15 protein-coding genes are annotated in these 17680 nt (G+C 34.3%); 14 read left to right on the top strand and 1 reads right to left on the bottom strand.

The window, feature by feature from the left end:
• Window positions 1–51: 51 nt before the first annotated feature.
• The 5 genes from BLQ19_RS07625 to BLQ19_RS07605 all read left to right on the top strand — a co-directional run bounded on the left by BLQ19_RS07625 (window position 52) and on the right by BLQ19_RS07605 (window position 7801).
• Window positions 52–3270: a SusC/RagA family TonB-linked outer membrane protein gene (locus BLQ19_RS07625; RefSeq protein WP_074537965.1), complete on the top strand. Its 3219-nt coding sequence runs from the start codon at window positions 52–54 to the stop codon at window positions 3268–3270.
• 5 nt (window positions 3271–3275) lie between these two features.
• Window positions 3276–4727, top strand: coding sequence for a SusD/RagB family nutrient-binding outer membrane lipoprotein (locus BLQ19_RS07620; RefSeq protein ID WP_074537921.1), 1452 nt, complete (start codon window positions 3276–3278; stop codon window positions 4725–4727).
• A gap of 4 nt (window positions 4728–4731) precedes the next feature.
• Window positions 4732–5787 (top strand): nucleoside hydrolase, encoded by a 1056-nt coding sequence (locus BLQ19_RS07615; RefSeq protein ID WP_074537920.1) that lies wholly within the window; start codon window positions 4732–4734, stop codon window positions 5785–5787.
• A gap of 1 nt (window position 5788) precedes the next feature.
• Window positions 5789–6775: a phosphotransferase gene (locus tag BLQ19_RS07610; protein ID WP_074537919.1), complete on the top strand. Its 987-nt coding sequence runs from the start codon at window positions 5789–5791 to the stop codon at window positions 6773–6775.
• A gap of 243 nt (window positions 6776–7018) precedes the next feature.
• Window positions 7019–7801 (top strand): patatin-like phospholipase family protein, encoded by a 783-nt coding sequence (locus tag BLQ19_RS07605; protein WP_025616226.1) that lies wholly within the window; start codon window positions 7019–7021, stop codon window positions 7799–7801.
• 62 nt (window positions 7802–7863) lie between these two features.
• On the opposite strand, the gene BLQ19_RS07600 is transcribed toward BLQ19_RS07605, so the two are convergent.
• The gene (locus tag BLQ19_RS07600; RefSeq protein WP_025616227.1) at window positions 7864–8913 is read right to left on the bottom strand and encodes a ferredoxin--NADP reductase; all 1050 of its coding nucleotides are present in this window, start codon (window positions 8911–8913) and stop codon (window positions 7864–7866) included.
• A 130-nt stretch (window positions 8914–9043) separates the two neighbouring features.
• On the opposite strand from BLQ19_RS07600, the gene BLQ19_RS07595 reads away from it, so the two are divergent.
• The 9 genes from BLQ19_RS07595 (at window position 9044) to porW (ending at window position 17677) form a co-directional block, all read left to right on the top strand.
• Window positions 9044–9382 carry a PadR family transcriptional regulator gene (locus BLQ19_RS07595; protein ID WP_024482279.1) on the top strand — a complete coding sequence of 113 codons (339 nt, stop codon included), beginning with the start codon at window positions 9044–9046 and terminating at the stop codon, window positions 9380–9382.
• Between the two features lie 10 nt (window positions 9383–9392).
• Window positions 9393–10022 (top strand): hypothetical protein, encoded by a 630-nt coding sequence (locus BLQ19_RS07590; RefSeq protein ID WP_074537918.1) that lies wholly within the window; start codon window positions 9393–9395, stop codon window positions 10020–10022.
• 1 nt (window position 10023) lies between these two features.
• Complete coding sequence (locus BLQ19_RS07585) at window positions 10024–10695, top strand: hypothetical protein (RefSeq protein WP_074537917.1); 672 nt, start codon at window positions 10024–10026, stop codon at window positions 10693–10695.
• Between the two features lies 1 nt (window position 10696).
• Entirely contained in the window at window positions 10697–11389 is a 693-nt protein-coding gene (locus BLQ19_RS07580; protein ID WP_074537916.1) for a hypothetical protein, read from the top strand.
• 44 nt (window positions 11390–11433) lie between these two features.
• Entirely contained in the window at window positions 11434–12906 is a 1473-nt protein-coding gene (locus BLQ19_RS07575; protein ID WP_074537915.1) for a DUF5687 family protein, read from the top strand.
• 25 nt (window positions 12907–12931) lie between these two features.
• Window positions 12932–13627 (top strand): ABC transporter ATP-binding protein, encoded by a 696-nt coding sequence (locus tag BLQ19_RS07570; RefSeq protein WP_074537914.1) that lies wholly within the window; start codon window positions 12932–12934, stop codon window positions 13625–13627.
• 397 nt (window positions 13628–14024) lie between these two features.
• Window positions 14025–14498 carry a hypothetical protein gene (locus tag BLQ19_RS07565; RefSeq protein WP_139150216.1) on the top strand — a complete coding sequence of 158 codons (474 nt, stop codon included), beginning with the start codon at window positions 14025–14027 and terminating at the stop codon, window positions 14496–14498.
• Window positions 14473–14775 carry a hypothetical protein gene (locus BLQ19_RS07560; RefSeq protein ID WP_024482286.1) on the top strand — a complete coding sequence of 101 codons (303 nt, stop codon included), beginning with the start codon at window positions 14473–14475 and terminating at the stop codon, window positions 14773–14775. Before BLQ19_RS07565 ends, BLQ19_RS07560 begins: the two co-directional genes overlap by 26 nt.
• 346 nt (window positions 14776–15121) lie before the next feature.
• A complete protein-coding gene (gene porW, locus BLQ19_RS07555) occupies window positions 15122–17677 on the top strand; it encodes a type IX secretion system periplasmic lipoprotein PorW/SprE (protein WP_074537912.1) in 2556 nt (851 codons plus the stop codon).
• Window positions 17678–17680: the final 3 nt, after the last annotated feature.

The raw sequence follows: 17680 nt of genomic DNA, 5'->3' as shown, positions 1-17680 counted from the left end.
CTAGATTGGCGGCCTTATGTAACTATCTCATCCAACTTATATAAAACTATTATGAAAATAGCACTTATAGCTGTATTTCAGTTATTTGCCATAAGCGTATTTGCACAAACAAATACGTATCAATCTATTGTGGTTGATACTGATAATCTACCCGTACCTTTTGTTACGGTTCATCAGGTAGCAACAAATAATTACACTACTACTTCAGATGACGGAACCTTCCGTTTAGAAACTACTACAGATACTTTTGTTATCCACATTTCATCCATAGGATACAAAAGTCAAACCATTAACATTACTAGTGGTAATTTTCCTCAAAAAATACTATTAGAAACAGATACCGAACAATTAAATGAAATTGTAGTAACTGCTTTAGGTATAGAAAGAGAAAAGCAGTCTTTAGTATCAGCAGTAACAACTGTTGCTCCAGAAAAATTAACAGATGTTACCTTAACCAACGTGGTAAATAGTCTTGCGGGTCAAGTTGCCGGGGTACAAATAACCAATGGCTCATCGGGCGTAGGATCTTCTTCCAGAATAGTAATTCGTGGAGAAAACTCTTTAAGCGGTAGCAACCAGCCTCTATTTGTGGTAGATGGTGTTCCTATCAGTAATGAGCAAATAACGAGTAACTTAGTAAATAATGGGGCCTTGCAGGAAGTAGATTTTGGTAATGGAGGCTCTGAAATTAGTCCTGATGATATTGCGTCTATCTCTATATTAAAAGGAGCTGGATCTGCCGCCTTGTACGGAGCTAGAGCAGCAAACGGAGTCGTAGTTATTACCACTAAAAGAGGAAAAAACAAAAAAGGCTTTGGTGTTACAACGAGTAGCTCTTTAACTGTTGAAACATTATTAACACAACCTGATTACCAAAACGTATATGGTGGTGGTTCTAATGGTGCATATTCTTTTCAGAATGGCGCTGGAGCTGGAGTCAACGATGGTGGTTTAAGTAGTTATGGTCCAAAATTAAATGAAGGGCTATTAATCAATCAATTTGATAGTCCCTCTACAGATATTAACGGTAATTTAGTGCGTGCCGGTGATGTACTTGCAAGAACTTTTGCAGATGGCTCCTACACACCTATCACGGCCACACCATGGGTGTCTAACCCTGATAACGTGCGTAACTTTTTTGAAACCGGAATAACCAAACAAAATAACATCGCCGTAAATTCTTCTGGGGAAAATGGCAGTAGCCGTTTATCTTACAGTAATCTTAGAAATGAAGGGATTATTCCAAACACAGATTTAGATAGAGATGGTATTTCACTCAGCGTACATCAAATTTTAAGTGATAAACTTAACGTTAATGCTTTTGTAAACTACATAAATACCAGAAGTGGTAATCGCCCAAACTTAGGTTATGGATATGAAAATCCGCTATATGGTTTTAATTGGACCGGCAGGCAAGCAAATGTAGCGTCCTTAAAAGACTATTGGCAAGCCGGCCAAACCAATGTTCAGCATTTTGATATTAATTACAATTGGTTGACTAATCCATATTTAACCGTTTTTGAAAACACCAATAGCTTTAATAAAAACCGTTTTTTAGGAAACGCTTCCGCCATTTATAACATAACGAATAAGCTTGATGTGACGGTACGTGCAGGTATAGACACCTATAATGACAAAAGAGAGTTTAGGCGTGCCGTAAGTACCAATGCAAACCCTGATGGTTCATTTAGAGAAGACAATGTTTATTTTAGAGAATTGAATACGGACATCTTACTATCGTATAAAGACATCATCAATGATGATTGGAAGTATACCGTTGCTGCCGGTGCCAACCGTTTTGATCAAGACATTAAATACAGTTTTACCGAAGCCTCACAATTAGCCATTCCAGATATCTATACCCTAGCTAATTCTAAATCTGCCTTAGTTGCAGAGAGCAACTTATTTACAAAAAGGATAAATAGTATCTATGGAACAGGAAACTTATCCTACAAAAATTCCTTGTATTTTGATTTTACCTATCGTAATGATTGGAGTAGCACATTACCAGAAAATAGCAACTCTTTTGGTTATTACTCTGCAGGGTTCAGTTATGTAGTAAGTAATATGTTTACCATGCCAGAGGCAATCACTTTTTTAAACTTAAGATTTAGTGCGGCTAGTGTTGGTAATGATACAGACCCCTACCAAAACAAACAGAACTTTCTACTAAATCAAAATTATGGTGCAGATTTTAGGGTAACCAATGAAAATGTACTGAAAAACGCTAACCTAAAACCGGAAAGATTAAATGCGTTTGAAACAGGTTTAGAAGCTTGGTTTTTAGATGGAAGGCTACAAATAGATCTTGCGGGATACCAAAATACAAGTGTAGATCAAATTATATCTAGACCTATATCACAAGCTAGTGGTTTTGGAAATTTTAACGTTAATGGTGGCAAAGTCCGTACTAGGGGTTTTGAAGCCTTAGTAAGCGGAACTATTATAAAGAATGCCGATTTCCAATGGCAAAGTTCTGCCAATTTCTCTACTTCTAAAAGTATAGTCACAGAACTTCCTGAAGGCGTAGACCAATTTGTGACTGGAACAGCAAACATCTTCTCTGGTGGTGGTGGTTCTAACACCGTATTTTATATTGCTCGTGAAAATGGCCGCGTTGGTGATATGTACGGAACAGGTTTTGTAGAGGTTGATGGCCAAGTGGTTCACGATTCCAACGGGTTCCCTATTCAGGATCCTAACCTACGACTATTAGGAAATTATAATGCCGATTTTCAAATTGGATTCAATAATAAATTCTCTTTTAAAAATTTAGATTTCACCTTTTTGTTTGATTGGAGGCAAGGCGGTACCATTGTTTCTAGAACAAAAGCCTTAGGTAGCACTTCTGGTGTTTTAAAAGAAACACTTGAAGGCAGGGAAACCGGTATTGTTGGTGCTGGTGTGGTTAACGTAGGTACTGCAGATACGCCACAATATGTAGCGAATACTACAGTTGTTTCTGCCCAAGATTACAACAACACTTTCTTTGATCGTGGTAATGAAGCCAGTGCTTTGTATGATGCTTCTTATGTAAAATTAAGACAGGTAAGCATCTACTACAATTTTCCTGATCAATTGGTAAACGCTATTGGTTTTAATAACATAAAGCTAGGATTAGTAGGAAGCAATTTATTGTTATTTACTGAAAACCCTCATTTTGATCCTGAATTAAATGCACTACAAGAACAAAGTATTACCTACGGGGTAGAAGATTTTTCATATCCGTCTACAAGAAGCTTTGGTATTAGTCTAAAAACTGAATTTTAAGAAAAATGAAAAATTATATAAAGCTACTTTTAGCACTATTGGTATCTGGCACCGTTATTACGGCGTGTACGGATGATTTTAATGAAATAAATGAAAACAATAATAATCCAGAAACGGTAAGTCCACAATTTTTATTAACGAATGTACTATCTGTTTCATCAGATTTAAATGCCTACGAACAAGGGTTTAGACAGTCTAATTATTTAGCTCAGTTCTCGGCAAGTATAGAATTTGAACGTATAGATCGTTATGAAATGGGCTCCAATAGCGAATACTGGAATTCAATTTTCGGATTACTTTCAGATATTCAATCTATAAAAGCCTCTGCAGCCTCCAATGAAGCCTACAATGCGGTAGGTGATATTATGCAAAGTTATTTATTCTCACAACTCACAGATTTATGGAATGACGTACCTTATACAGAAGCTTTAGGAGCTTTAGATGGTGCATTTTTACCAAAGTACGATACACAAGAGAGTATCTATACCGATTCACAAACAGGGATTATTGCCGTGCTACAGAAATCGGTTGCTACCTTAGAAAATAGCAACGCCACTATTGAAGGTGATGTGCTGTTTAACGGCGATTTAACCAAGTGGGTAAAATTTGCTAACTCTTTACAAGTGCGTTACCTATTGCGTATTAGCAAAAGGAGTATTGATTTTAGCGCACTCCAAGCCTTAGCAGATTCTGGAAACCTAATGCAATCAAATGCAGATAATGCCGTAGTGCCTTATTTAAGTTCTGCCCCCAATCAGTTTCCTTTATTCAACGCCTCATCGGGTACGTATAATGAACACCGCATGACCGCAACAGTAGACTCTATTCTGAAATCCTGGAATGATCCACGCATGATGGTACTTTACAGTGCTTCTCCTGCTACTAGCAGCAATACAACACCAGAATATAATGGCTTAGTAAATGGGCAGTCTACAAACACCATTGCAAGTAGTGGCGTAGATTTAAATAACATTTCTTTATTTGGAAGTATTTTCCGCGATGCGCCAGATGGTGTAGATGCACAATACATGCAATACTCAGAAACACAATTTGCCTTGGCAGAAGCTGTTGCTAGAGGTTTTATCTCTGGAGATGTCAATACCTATTATGAAAACGCTATAACGGCAAGTTTTGATTATTACAACACTGTTGTACCTGCAGATTATTTTACAAGACCTGAAATAGCGTTAGATGGGAGTGAAACTGATCTTACTAAGATACTAGCTCAGAAATGGTTTAGTCTAATTTCTGTTGGGCACGAAGCTTGGTTCAATGTACGAAGAACAGGTATACCTAATTTAAAAGCAGGACCCGATAATTTTAATGAAGGAAAATATCCCGTTCGGTATTTATATCCAGAATCAGAACAAGCTTCAAACAATGCAAATTATCAAGAGGCATCGTCAAGAATTGGCGGAGACAATATAAACAGTAAAGGTTGGTGGGAAAAAGAATAAACTTATGAGAAATAAAATTAATCTAATCGGTATTTTATTAGTGGTTACAATGTTCAGTGCTTGTAATTCTGAGAAAAAGAAGGACGTTAAAGCAACAGAGCCTATTAAAACAGAAACCCAAACAGTAGAAAAGATTGAAGGCAAAAAAATGGTGTGGATTGATGCTGACTTAGCCGTTGGCAAGAAAAACATCAATAGACCTGGCTATTCTGATGTTGATGATGGCTATGCTGTATTGCAATTATTAAATGCTGAAAATGTAGAAATAAAAGGGATGAGTACCGTTTTTGGCAATACCAATATTGAAAATGCGTTTAGCATAGGAAATTATATTAACCAAGAGTTTATGGAACAGAAAATTTCTGTCTTTAAAGGTTCGGGAGTACCTATTGACCTCAACAATGTAGAAACAAATGATGCTGTAGAGGCTTTAGCAAGTGCTCTTAAAAAAAACCCTATGACCATTTTAGCCATAGGTCCTGCTACAAACATTGGTCTCTTAATGTTGAAATATCCAGAACTGAAATCTGAAATCATAGAAGTAGTTTTAGTGGCGGGTCGTAGAACTCCAAATGATATTTTTAATATTGGAACAAAAGGTGTTAAGGCTAAAGATTTGAATTTTGATTTAGACAATGCTGCATTTCAGGTCCTTTTAGATTATAAAGTGCCCGTAGTATTATGTCCGTTTGAAATTTCCAGTAAAGTTTGGATTGAACAACAAGATTTAGATACGCTCAAAACCTACAACACGCCTATGAATTGGTTGGCGACAGCATCGCAACCTTGGCTAGAACAATGGAAAACTCAAGGAGCAACAGGGTTTAACCCTTTTGACGCTTTGGCAAGTCATTATATTATAGCACCAGAAGATATTGTTTCTGAGCCTTTACTAGCACGTTTAGAACTGCATCTTGATGATACCCTAAACGAAAATGACAAACAAGTATTCAAACAATACCTACTTTGTGATGACACCAAAGGAACCCCTGTAAAATATTGCTTTGATGTGGTACCTGATTACCATCAAAAATTAATAGCTAGTTATAAAAATAAGTAAGGTGATAAAACTCAATAATACTATAGCAGCATTAAGTTCATACCTTCATTCAAAGGAATGGCTTTATGAAGATGAAACTATTCTCTCTGCAGAAAAGCCAGGAGATGGTAATATGAATTTTACACTGCGGATTACCACCAACAGAAGGTCATTTATCATCAAACAAAGTCGGGAATATGTGGAAAAGTACCCACAAGTTGCAGCACCTTCTGAACGCGTTTTACGGGAAGCAGAATTTTATAAACTAGCCGGAACCGTACCTCAGCTTAAATTAATGATGCCTAACGTTATTGGTTTAGATCAAGAAAACAGCATTATGCTAATGGATGATTTAGGAAAAGGCCTAGACTACTCTTATCTCTATGAGGACGGGAAGGTTATTCCTGAAGCAGATCTACTAACGGTTATCTATTTTATTGCAAAATTACATACCTCTATAAATTCTGAAACTACAGCCCAAAGAATATCGAACAAAAATATGCGCGAGTTAAACCATGAGCATATTTTTAAATATCCGTACTTAGAGGAAAACGGAATTAATTTAGATGATATTTTACCTGGCCTACAGCAAGAGGCAGATCTTTTAAAACAAGATGATAAATTAAAAAAAGCCGTCCTTGCCTTAGGCAAACTATATTTAGCTGATGGCAGTGTATTGTTGCATGGCGATTACTTTCCTGGCAGCTGGCTCAAAAGAGCTTCTGGAGTACGCATAATAGATCCCGAGTTTTGCTTTTTTGGAATACCAGAATTTGAAATTGGAGTTACTATTGCACATTTAAAAATGGCAGATCAACCAGAAGAGTTAATTAAAAAAGCCCTAAGACATTATAAAAATTCATGCAGCTTAGATGAAGAGTTATGCCACAAATTTGTAGCGGTAGAAATCATAAGAAGAATTATTGGTCTAGCGCAATTACCCTTACAAATACCGCTAAAAAAACGAGTTGAATTATTAAAAGAGGCACGAAAAACAATTGTCAACTAGATAAATAAAAATTTTCCTATCAGCACTCCAAAACCAACTGATTAGTTGGTTTTGGCATGCTACAAAAATGCTCATCTACATACATACTTCTCCGAGCACCTGTATTTCATCGATGAACCACCTATTTTCTTCAGATAAATGGAAAACTCCGTATGTAACAAACCAAACGGTCTGAAAAAATTGAGTCTTTAACGGCTATTTTATAGTAAATTTGAACGAAGTGCTTTCAAATTATAGCTATTTATGACCAAAGAATTGTCAAGTAATCAATCAATCGGACTTGTATTATCAGGTGGAGGTGTAAGAGGCATGGCGCACATTGGACTTATTAAAGCCATGAAAGAATTTGACATAGAAGCAAAGTACGTTACAGGGAGTAGCGTAGGCGCCTTAGTAGGTGCTTTATATGCCAATGGAAACTCTATTGATGATATGCTTAGTTTTTTTAAAACGACCCCCTTATTCAATTATCAGTTTTTAACTATCGCAAAGGCCGGCTTCATGGATACGGATAAATACATTCGCTTCTTTAAAGCATATTTCCCAGAAGACACCTTTGAAGCTTTAGGAAAAGAATTACATATTGTAGCAACGAATATTCAAGATGGTGATGCGGAATTTTTTTCTACAGGAGAATTAATTAGACCATTATTAGCCTCTGCTGCGTTACCGCCTGTATTTAGCCCAATTGAAATAAATGGGCAATTATATGCAGATGGTGGAATCATGAATAATTTTCCATCAGAACCCTTATATGACAAATGTGATTATATCATTGGCAGTAATGTTTCGATCGTGAGCAAGCTTGAAAAAAAAGACCTAAAAAACTCTTATCAATTAACAGGTAGAGTAACGGGTTTGATGATTTATGCTGCTTCAAAAGCCAAGCTAAAATCATGTAATTTGTTATTTGAATCTTCAGAATTGGAACATATTGGCATGTTAGACCGTAAGGCCATCGAGAAAGCCTATACACTAGGGTATGATCATGCATGTAGGCAATTTGAAGCGCTAGTTAAAGCATAAAAAAACAGGAATAAAATGCAAGCATTCCTATTCCTGTTCACTAAACTTTTACAACTTAAAAGCTATACATCATCAAAATCTACTTTCAGTGTTGCTGTTAATGGATGCGCTTGGCAAGTAAGGATTAAGCCTTCTGCAATTTCACCATCAGTTAATATTTGATTCTTTACCATCTCTGCTTTTCCTTCTGTCACACGAGCAATACAACTACTGCAAACCCCGCCTTGACAAGAATAAGGAGCATCTATATTTTCTTTAAGTACCGCATCTAAAACTAACATTTTTTTGTCCATTGAGAACGAAAATGTTTCATCATCAACCACCACCTCTACCTTAGTAGCACCATCTAAGCTTTCCGCCATAGTATCTACGGTTTCTGAAGCTGTAAAAAGTTCAAAATGAATTTTATCTTTAGCAATGTTTGCGGTTTGCAAGGTTTCTGAAACCAAATCGATCATTTCTTCTGGCCCACATAAGTAGAAAGCATCAAATGAAGTATCTTTAAATTTATTCTTAACAATATAATTTACAGTAGAGCCTTCTATTCTACCAAAAAGAGCACCCTCTTGATTAACTCTACTAAACACATGTTGTACAAAAAACCGATTTGCATACTGTTTTTGTAAAGCCTCTAGTTCTTTAGAAAACATAACCTCATCCGTATTTTGGTTTCCATACACCAACACAAAGGTGCTATTAAGGTGACTCTTTAATACGGTCTCCGCAATACTCATAATAGGTGTAATTCCACTACCCGCCACAAAACCAGCAACATGCTTAGCAGCATTGCTAGGCTGAAATATAAAACGACCTTCCGGAGGCATTACCTCTAAAACATCGCCCACTTTTATTTTATCATTCGCATATACCGAAAAGGTACCATCTGTTATCTTTTTAACACCTACGGTTATTTTTCCTGATGCCGGAACAGAAGATATCGAATAAGCTCTTCTAACTTCAACACCATTTATTTCCTTACTAATAGTAATATATTGACCCGCACTAAAAGTAAAGGTATCTTTTAATTCATCTGGAATAGCAAAAGTAATCGCTACAGAACTCGCAGTTAAGGGCTGTACATTAGAAACTTTTAAAGAATGAAAATCGCTCATGGATATTAATTTTCTGTAAAATTAAGCAAAGGCGAAACCATATAAAACTGAAAAAGCGTAAAATAACATGCATAAGAATCTTATACATAAGAAAATTATGTATATTTGAAGTTAAAGGAAGTAATATAAAATGGGGAATTCAAAATTGTACAAAGGGAGTTTAAATACCATCATCTTAAAACTTTTAGATGAGCAAGGTAAGATGTATGGCTATGAAATTACGCAGAAAGTAAAAGCTCTTACCAAAGGGGAACTGAATATTACAGAAGGAGCACTCTATCCGGCATTGCATAAATTAGAAGCTGAAGGCCTACTAGACGTAGAGGTCGCAAAAGTTGATAATAGATTACGCAAATATTATAAACTCACCGAACTTGGTGAAAAAGAAACCGTAAATAGATTAGCCGATCTAGAAGAGTTTATACGAAGCATGCAAAATTTGGTAAACCCAGACTGGAATATCACTTAACAGTTTTGTTGTGAAATTAGAAAAGCAAGAAATACAATTCATAAATACCTACCTCCAAAACTCAGAAATTGAGTTTACGGATGTAAGAATGGAAATGGTTGATCATGTTGCCTCTGAGGTTGAAAATAAAATGAAAAGTGAAGATTTAGATTTCTACCATGCTTTCAAGAATTACATGATGCTGTATAAAAAAGAACATCAAAAAGCTAACATCGAATTTAAGAAGGTAACAGATAAAAGAATACTAAAAGAAATCATATCCTTTTACCAAACACCAGCGACTATACTCCTATTAATTACCATGTTTAGTTTCTTAAAAATAGTAGGCTTTAATTATGATCTAAATTATTTTTTAAAATTTGGACCTGCAATTATTTTAATCGGCCTAACAATCTATTATTTCAGTATTCGCTTTTATTTAGGCAGAAAAGAACGCTATTCAGGTATAGAAAGATTGAGTATTATACTAAACTTATTTATACAGATGCATCAATTTTTACTCTACTCTTTAACCGAATTTGAAACGAATAGTAATTTAAATATTCTATTGCTCTCATTTGATTGCACTCTAGTCTACTTAATTATCGCACTCATAAATAAGTATAACCTAAAATACACCACTCTTTATAAAAAAATATAATATGAATTACTTAAGAGAAGATCAACTTTTAAACATAGAAACTTACTTGAATCAAAAAGACCTGACTCAAATTGATTTGAGAAATGAAGTTTTAGACCATATAGCCAATGGTATAGAAACCAAAATGGACTCTGAAAATCGCTCTTTTGAAGAAGCTTTTAGTAAAGAAGTAATAACATGGAATAAAGAATTAGGTAATTACTCAAGTTGGTGGCTGGGAATTGCGTGGATTGGCCCAAAAATCATGATGAAAAAATGTGTGGAAATTCTAAAACACTTTTATTTCAAGATGCTTCTTTTCACTTTATTAAGTACTCTAATCTTGTATTTGCTCTTACAATTTGTTGGCGACGTCTTGGCTTTTAGCAATATTGATAAACTATTTGGACTATTATTTTTCGCAAGCAGTATGATCTTATGTTACTTTGGATATCAAATTAACACCACTAAATATAAAACTTCATTTAGTTTTTTATTTAATAGGCATTACTTTCCTTTTATTTTGTTTTACTTAGTAATTAATCCATTTGTTCTTGAAACCCATTCTATTTTTAAAGAAGATAAAATTAACATTATGGTACTAGCCCACAATACTCTCGCTGTTTCCAATATGGCATTTTCTTATTTTCTATTAAAATCACATATGCAAGTCAAAAAAATAAAAATGGCCTAGCATGAATAAATTAACTGAAGAACAAATACAAGAGCTTTATACATTTACACACGATCATTTTGTGTATCACTTTGACCTACAAACAGAATTAGTAGACCATTTAGCTAACGGAATAGAAGTTTTACTTCTACAACATCCAAACTTGTCGTTTAATGAAGCACTACAAATGGAGTTTAAAAAATTTGGTGTGTTTGGTTTTCAAGAGGTAGTTGAAGAACGCCGAAAAGCCTTGAATAAAAAATACTTGAAAATTATTTTTAATTTTTATAAGGCATACTTTACAATACCTAAAATTATGCTTACTGTAATTCTGACGATACTACTTTATACAACACTTAGTAGTTTTACTCCAAACTACCAACATTCAATAATTATGGTTTTATACTTAAGCTTTTTTGCAATTGCGTTTATAAGACTTACAAAGTATAATACAATCCTAAAAAAGAAAAAACACAAATGGATGTTAGAAGAAATATTACTTACTCAGATGGGATTATTTAGCTTATTTCAATTACCCATCCATATTTTAAATATGCCAGTTGAAATTGAAAGTTCACACTTCTTAGGCTTAATGAGCTTTTTTAATGTGTCCATTATAATTCTATTTTATGTGATGGTATTTCAAATACCATCAAAAGCAGAAGATTTACTAGAAAAAACTTATCCTGAATATAAAATGACAAAAACCTTGTAACATTTAAAGGTATTATAGTACTTACATAACATAAATACACCATCATGTTCAAACATTTTATAACACTACAATGGAAATCATTCTTTAGAGCGGCTTCTTTAAAAAGTAGTATCGCCATTAAAATTCTAATGGGTTTTGCCGCTGTATACATGACAGCAATCTTTATTGGAATGGGTATTGGTGCCTACTTTGTTATTGAAGACATGAACATTGGTGATCCTTTTGATGTCATCAACAAATTCATAATTTACTATTTAATTGTAGATCTTGTTTTCCGGTACATGCTTCAAAAAATGCCTGTAACCAATATAAAACCACTACTCTACCTCCCTTTTAAGAAAAGCCAAGTGGTTAATTTTTCGCTTGCAAAAACAATAGTATCTTATTTTAATTGGTCTCATGCGTTCTTTTTCATCCCTCTTTCTATAATTCTATTGACTAAAGGATATTCTGCAACTGGAATTATTGGTTGGCATCTAGCCCTAATCGCTATTATCTATTGCAACAATTTCATCAATGTTCTCGTAAACAACAAGGATAGTATTTTTTATCCATTGGTGGGATTAATGGCGGTTTTAGGATTATTTCAATATTTACAATGGTTTGATATAACGACGTATACTGCACCATTTTTCAATGCGCTCTGCACCTTACCATGGATTTCTATTATTCTTTGGTTGCTAGCCTTTGGCTTATACTATGCCGCCTTCAACTATTTTAAAAAGAACTTATACTTAGATGCAGGATTGCAGACCAAGCAAACCATCGCTAAAACAGAAGATTTAAGTTGGTTGAATAGATTTGGGAATTTAGGCACCTTCTTAAAGAACGACATCAAACTAATAAAAAGAAATAAACGCTCTAAAATGGCGGTGATTACGAGTTTCTTTTTCATATTCTACGGATTCCTATTTTTCACAGGAACTATAGAAGCGTATGATGGTCCAATCTGGCGCATATTTGCAGGTATTTTCATCTCAGGCGGATTCCTTTTTAGTTTCGGGCAATTTGTACCCAGTTGGGACAGTTCTTATTACCCCCTAATGATGTCACAAAACATTAAATACAAAGAATACCTAAATTCTAAATGGTATTTGATGGTGATTGCCACTATTATTAGCACCATCATTGCCTCTTTCTATTTGTACTTTGGTTTAGATGCTTATTTGGCTGTACTTGTCGGGGCCATTTATAATATAGGCGTAAATTCTTATGTAGTTCTACTAGGCGGTGCCTATACAAGGACTCCAATAGATTTAACCTCTGCAAAAAAAGCTTTTGGAGACAAACAGTCATTTAATTTAAAAACAGTAATGCTTACCATGCCTAAGCTTCTACTGCCCCTACTTATTTACGGAATAGGACATTATCTAATTAGTCCTACAGCAGGGTACATCTTTGTAGCTATGGCTGGTGTCTTAGGATTTGCTTTTAAAGGATTTGTCTTTAAAAAGATAGAAAAAATATACAAAAAGGAAAAATATAAAACGTTGTTAGCCTACAAACAAGTAAGCTAATTATAAAACTAAATACCACAACCGCATGATAACAGTACAAAACTTAACCAAGACCTACGGGAAGAATACCGTTTTAAATATACCCTCATTAGAAATTCCTAAAGGTCAGAGTTTTGGACTGGTAGGAAATAATGGTGCTGGTAAAACAACCTTATTTAGTTTATTATTGGACCTAATTCAGCCAACAACGGGGCATATTAATAACAATGGTGTGCAAGTAAATACAAGTGAAGATTGGAAACCCTTTACCACCGCTTTTATTGATGAAACGTTTCTAATTGGTTATTTGACTGCAGAAGAATATTTCTACTTTATTGGGGAACTAAGAGGCCAGAACAAAGCAGATGTCAATGCACTACTTTCTAATTTTCAAGACTTTTTTCATGGGGAAATTCTAGGGCAGACAAAATACTTGCGCGATCTATCTAAAGGGAATCAGAAAAAAGCAGGAATTGTAGCTTCTTTCATAGGAAATCCTGAAGTAGTAATATTAGATGAACCCTTTGCGAACCTAGATCCAACCACACAGATACGTTTAAAAGGTATTATAAAAGATTTGGCCGCAAACAATAATGTAACGGTTTTAGTTTCTAGTCACGACCTAATTCATGTCACCGAAGTTTGCGAACGTATTGTAGTATTAAACAAAGGAGAACTGGTCAAAGATATTGAAACTTCTGAAGCGACTTTGATGGAATTGGAGCTGTTTTTCGCTGGATAAGCGCTTAATTTTTGGTTTTTAATTTACTACAATTGTTAAGAACTACACTTTAACGATAAAAAAAGCCGTTAACAAAATTTTAGCATCTTAAAATATAGATAATCAGGTGCTTATGTATTTAATCTATAATTAATTTAAAACCAACAACTTTCAGATGAACTACAAAGTAGATAAAAATATTAACAGGCTGTAGTTAAAAAAACCTAATATCATTACCGAGATAAAATAGTTTGAAGTCGGTGCAATTTATAGTTTGCACCCTCACTAAAAAACTATTTTATTATGAAAACTTCAAGAACATTTTTATTAGCTTTAGCCATTGTAACCTTATCATTAGCATCATGTACAAATGACACTAGCGAGAATAGTGATGATAATATATACGAACAACAGGCATATGAAAGAACTGAAATCAAGATGGGAGACGTTTAATCTAAACATATGGAAAGCAATGGGTATTATTTTATGCGCATTGCTTCCTTTTGTTCATGACATCATTACTACTAGTTCTGGGGAATTACAAATATGGATTCCCAATTTAGGGATAGTTGAGGGAATAACAGATAATGATGGCCTTTTTTTAGGCTATTCCGCATACCGTATATTTTTAGCTTTAGTTGGAATGCAACTCAGTTCTTTTATTGCGTGGTTTCTTGTTTTAGATTTTTCTAAAGGTAAATCTTACAGATTTGTTTTCATATTTCCTACGGTAATAAATGGCTATCAATTACTGCTTATGGTATTTAATCTACGTCAAACATCATTAAATAACTGGAATTATAAAATTTTTATCTTACTTTTGGTGGGAGTATTGTTGATACTCAATTTTTACTTAACCACCAAAAATGCCAAAACCCAAACAAAAAATTAAATCTCTGAGTACTGACTTCGTGACCTTTATGAAGTTTATCTCTAGTGAGATTAACCAAACCCTACTTAGTTTCTCTACGGTTGACCTACACCCGTCTATAGATGTAAATGATGCTGTTGAGAAGTTTAAGAAGTCTACCGCCTCTATAGAAGATTTTTGCAAGAGCTATATTCTTTCTAAAATGAATAATGATAAATCTTTTGAAGTGAATCATGATATGCTTTATGCTCAAGTTAGAATGCTAAAAAGGTCTCTTCAAAAGCAGACCAATAATTAAATATCTACTTTCTTCCGCCTATTTTAGGATTATTTTTTTCTTTTTCATTACCGTTTATCGATAAAATATTTAAATCTAGAAAACAAACCAATCAGTTGGTGTATGTTTTAGCGCCAATACCATAATATTACCCACCTATCGATTTTAAAGTCAAAATCCTCGATAAATAGCAAATATTTGCCTTACTAAACCCTAAAAAAATCAGTTTACAAACCACTTAGTTTGTGAAATTCGATATTTTTGGCCTGATTCATTTCTATCTATTAAAAAATAAAGCGTCTTTTATCGATGAACTACATAATAATACGCATCTTTTTAAGTTTAGTAGTTAGATAAACTTAGAATATTGAAGCTTCAGTTTAAACTTATTGCCGCTCTTGTTTTTGGAGGCGTGCTTTTCAATGCATGTTCCACGAAGAAAGATGCTTTTGTAAACCGTAATTGGCACGCACTAAATACCAAGTACAATGTTTTGTACAATGGTAATATTGCTTTTGAAGAAGGTAGAGAAGAACTCAACGCCTCTTACCAAGATAATTACTGGGAGGTTTTGCCTATAGAACGCATTACCATTCGCGAAGAAATTATTTTAGATTCAGAAAATAAGAATCCTAAATTTGAAATTGCGGAAGAAAAAGCCACGAAAGCCATACAGAAGCACAGTATGGAAATAAAGGATACAGAACGTAATCCGCAAACCGACGAGGCTTTTCTTCTACTTGGAAAAACACGTTATTTTGAACAACGTTTTCTTCCGGCCCTTGAAGCCTTCAACTACATCCTAAGAAAATACCCAAAAAGCGATAAGCTCAATGAAGCTGCAATTTGGCGTGAAAAAGTTAATATTCGTTTAGAAAATGATGAACTAGCTTTAAAAAATTTAAAAAGGCTATTTAAGTTTGAGGTTCTAGAAGACCAAGAATATGCAGATGCTAAAGCAATGATGGCACAAGCCTACATCAATCTAAGTAAAATTGATACGGCAATTCAGAATCTAAAAGTCGCCTCTTCGTACACTAAAAAAAATCCTGAAAAAGGACGCTATTACTACATTATAGGGCAACTTTACAATCAATTGGGTTATAAAGATAGTGCCAATTATGCTTTTGATAAGATAATACACTTAAATCGTAAGTCTCCACGTGAGTACATGATCAATGCACACCTTCAGAAGATAAATAATACCCAACTTACTCCTGAAAACAACTTAGAGATTTATGAATACTTGACTGGTTTAGAAGAAGACCGTGAAAACAGACCTTTCTTAGATAAGATTTTTCGTCAAGTTGCCGAGTTTCATTTAGAAAATAAATCCGATAGTTTAGCCATAGCCTATTTCAATAAATCATTGAGAGCTACACAAAATAAGCCACAACTAAATGCGTTAAATTACGAAAATCTTGGAGAGTACAATTTTGATAGAAATGATTACAAAATTGCTGGTGCTTATTATGACAGTACCCTTGTAAACTTACCCGAGAATACTAAAAAATTCCGCGCTATAAAGAAAAAGCTAGACAACCTAGAAGATGTTATTTATTATGAGGACGTAGTTCAGTATGCTGATAGTGTTATTAACATATACCAAATGCCAAAAGAAAAGCAATTAGTTTACTTTGGCGCCTATATAAAAGACTTAAAAGAGAAAGATTCCCTAGCTGCTAAAAAAGAAATTGAACGTCAAAATAGAGGCATCAGTGCTTTTGCAGAGACAAAAGCCGGCAAACAAAACAAAGGCAAGTTTTATTTTTACAACATTACTAGTTTAGGGTACGGTAAAACAGATTTTAGAACCCGTTGGGGCGATCGTACGTTAGAAGATAACTGGCGCTGGTTAGATAAAGGGAAAACTACTATCTCTGAAGAAGAGTTAGTAGCAGATAATGCAGCTACCGGAACAACCGGACTTACAGAAGAGCAAAAATATTCCATAGATTTCTATATGGATCAGATCCCTACAGAGGTTACGGTTATAGATAGTTTAAAAACAGAACGAAATTTATCCAATTACCAATTAGGTTTAATTTATAAAGAAAAATTTAAAGAAAATCTTTTAGCATCGGGTAAATTAGAAACGGTATTGAAATCTAATCCTGAAGAACGTTTAATACTGCCTTCTAAATACAATTTGTATAAAATATATGAAGAATCTGGTAGTCCGCTTATGGCTCAGATGAAAGAAAACATTATTACCAACCACCCAGATTCTCGCTATGCAGAGATTTTACTAAATCCTAATGCGGTATTAGAAGGAGACACAGATAGCCCTGATGCTAAATATGCCGAATTATATAAGCGATTTACCAATCAGGAATATTTGCAAGTAATTACGGGTGCACAGGAAAATATTACGAAGTTTACAGGAGATCCTATTGTGCCTAAATTAGAAATGCTGAAAGCAAATGCAATCGGTAGAATTCAAGGTTATGACGCTTTTGAGGAAGCTTTAAATTATGTTGCCTTAAACTACCCTAACAATCCTGAAGGCAAAAAAGCAAAAGAAATTATCGCCGATCAATTGCCTAAATTAGCTCCTAAGGAATTCTTACAACCCAATCCTGCTAAAAAAGCAGAAAACTGGAAGTTAGTATTCCCATTTAAAATGGACGCAACAGAACCCGTTGCTAAACTAAAAGCAGCATTAGAAAAAGCTATAAAAGATTTAAAATATAGAAATACGGTATCTCTTGATATGTACAATTTAGAGAATAAGTTTGTTGTTGTACACGGATTTAAAACTGAAGAATACGCTCTTGGGTTTGCTGAATTAATAAAAAACAATAAAGACTATAGAATAGCGGATGAGAATTTCGTAATTTTATCTTCGAACTACAAAATTATTCAGGTTCATAAAAATTTAACGGCTTACAAAACACACACAGTAACAATCCCAAAACCGTAGAAC

Source organism: Cellulophaga baltica (genome assembly GCF_900102165.1).
GTDB classification, from domain to species: Bacteria; Bacteroidota; Bacteroidia; order Flavobacteriales; family Flavobacteriaceae; genus Cellulophaga; species Cellulophaga baltica.
The sequence above is the reverse complement of the archived record's forward strand: the minus strand, read 5'-3'. Positions and strand labels throughout refer to the sequence as shown.

Coding starts and splice junctions, on each gene's coding strand:
- BLQ19_RS07625 (WP_074537965.1), top strand. CDS start 52: ATGAAAATAGCACTTATAGCTGTATTTCAGTTATTTGCCATAAGCGTA.
- BLQ19_RS07620 (WP_074537921.1), top strand. CDS start 3,276: ATGAAAAATTATATAAAGCTACTTTTAGCACTATTGGTATCTGGCACC.
- BLQ19_RS07615 (WP_074537920.1), top strand. CDS start 4,732: ATGAGAAATAAAATTAATCTAATCGGTATTTTATTAGTGGTTACAATG.
- BLQ19_RS07605 (WP_025616226.1), top strand. CDS start 7,019: ATGACCAAAGAATTGTCAAGTAATCAATCAATCGGACTTGTATTATCA.
- BLQ19_RS07600 (WP_025616227.1), bottom strand. CDS start 8,913: ATGAGCGATTTTCATTCTTTAAAAGTTTCTAATGTACAGCCCTTAACT.
- BLQ19_RS07595 (WP_024482279.1), top strand. CDS start 9,044: ATGGGGAATTCAAAATTGTACAAAGGGAGTTTAAATACCATCATCTTA.
- BLQ19_RS07585 (WP_074537917.1), top strand. CDS start 10,024: ATGAATTACTTAAGAGAAGATCAACTTTTAAACATAGAAACTTACTTG.
- BLQ19_RS07580 (WP_074537916.1), top strand. CDS start 10,697: ATGAATAAATTAACTGAAGAACAAATACAAGAGCTTTATACATTTACA.
- BLQ19_RS07575 (WP_074537915.1), top strand. CDS start 11,434: ATGTTCAAACATTTTATAACACTACAATGGAAATCATTCTTTAGAGCG.
- BLQ19_RS07570 (WP_074537914.1), top strand. CDS start 12,932: ATGATAACAGTACAAAACTTAACCAAGACCTACGGGAAGAATACCGTT.
- BLQ19_RS07565 (WP_139150216.1), top strand. CDS start 14,025: ATGAAAGAACTGAAATCAAGATGGGAGACGTTTAATCTAAACATATGG.
- BLQ19_RS07560 (WP_024482286.1), top strand. CDS start 14,473: ATGCCAAAACCCAAACAAAAAATTAAATCTCTGAGTACTGACTTCGTG.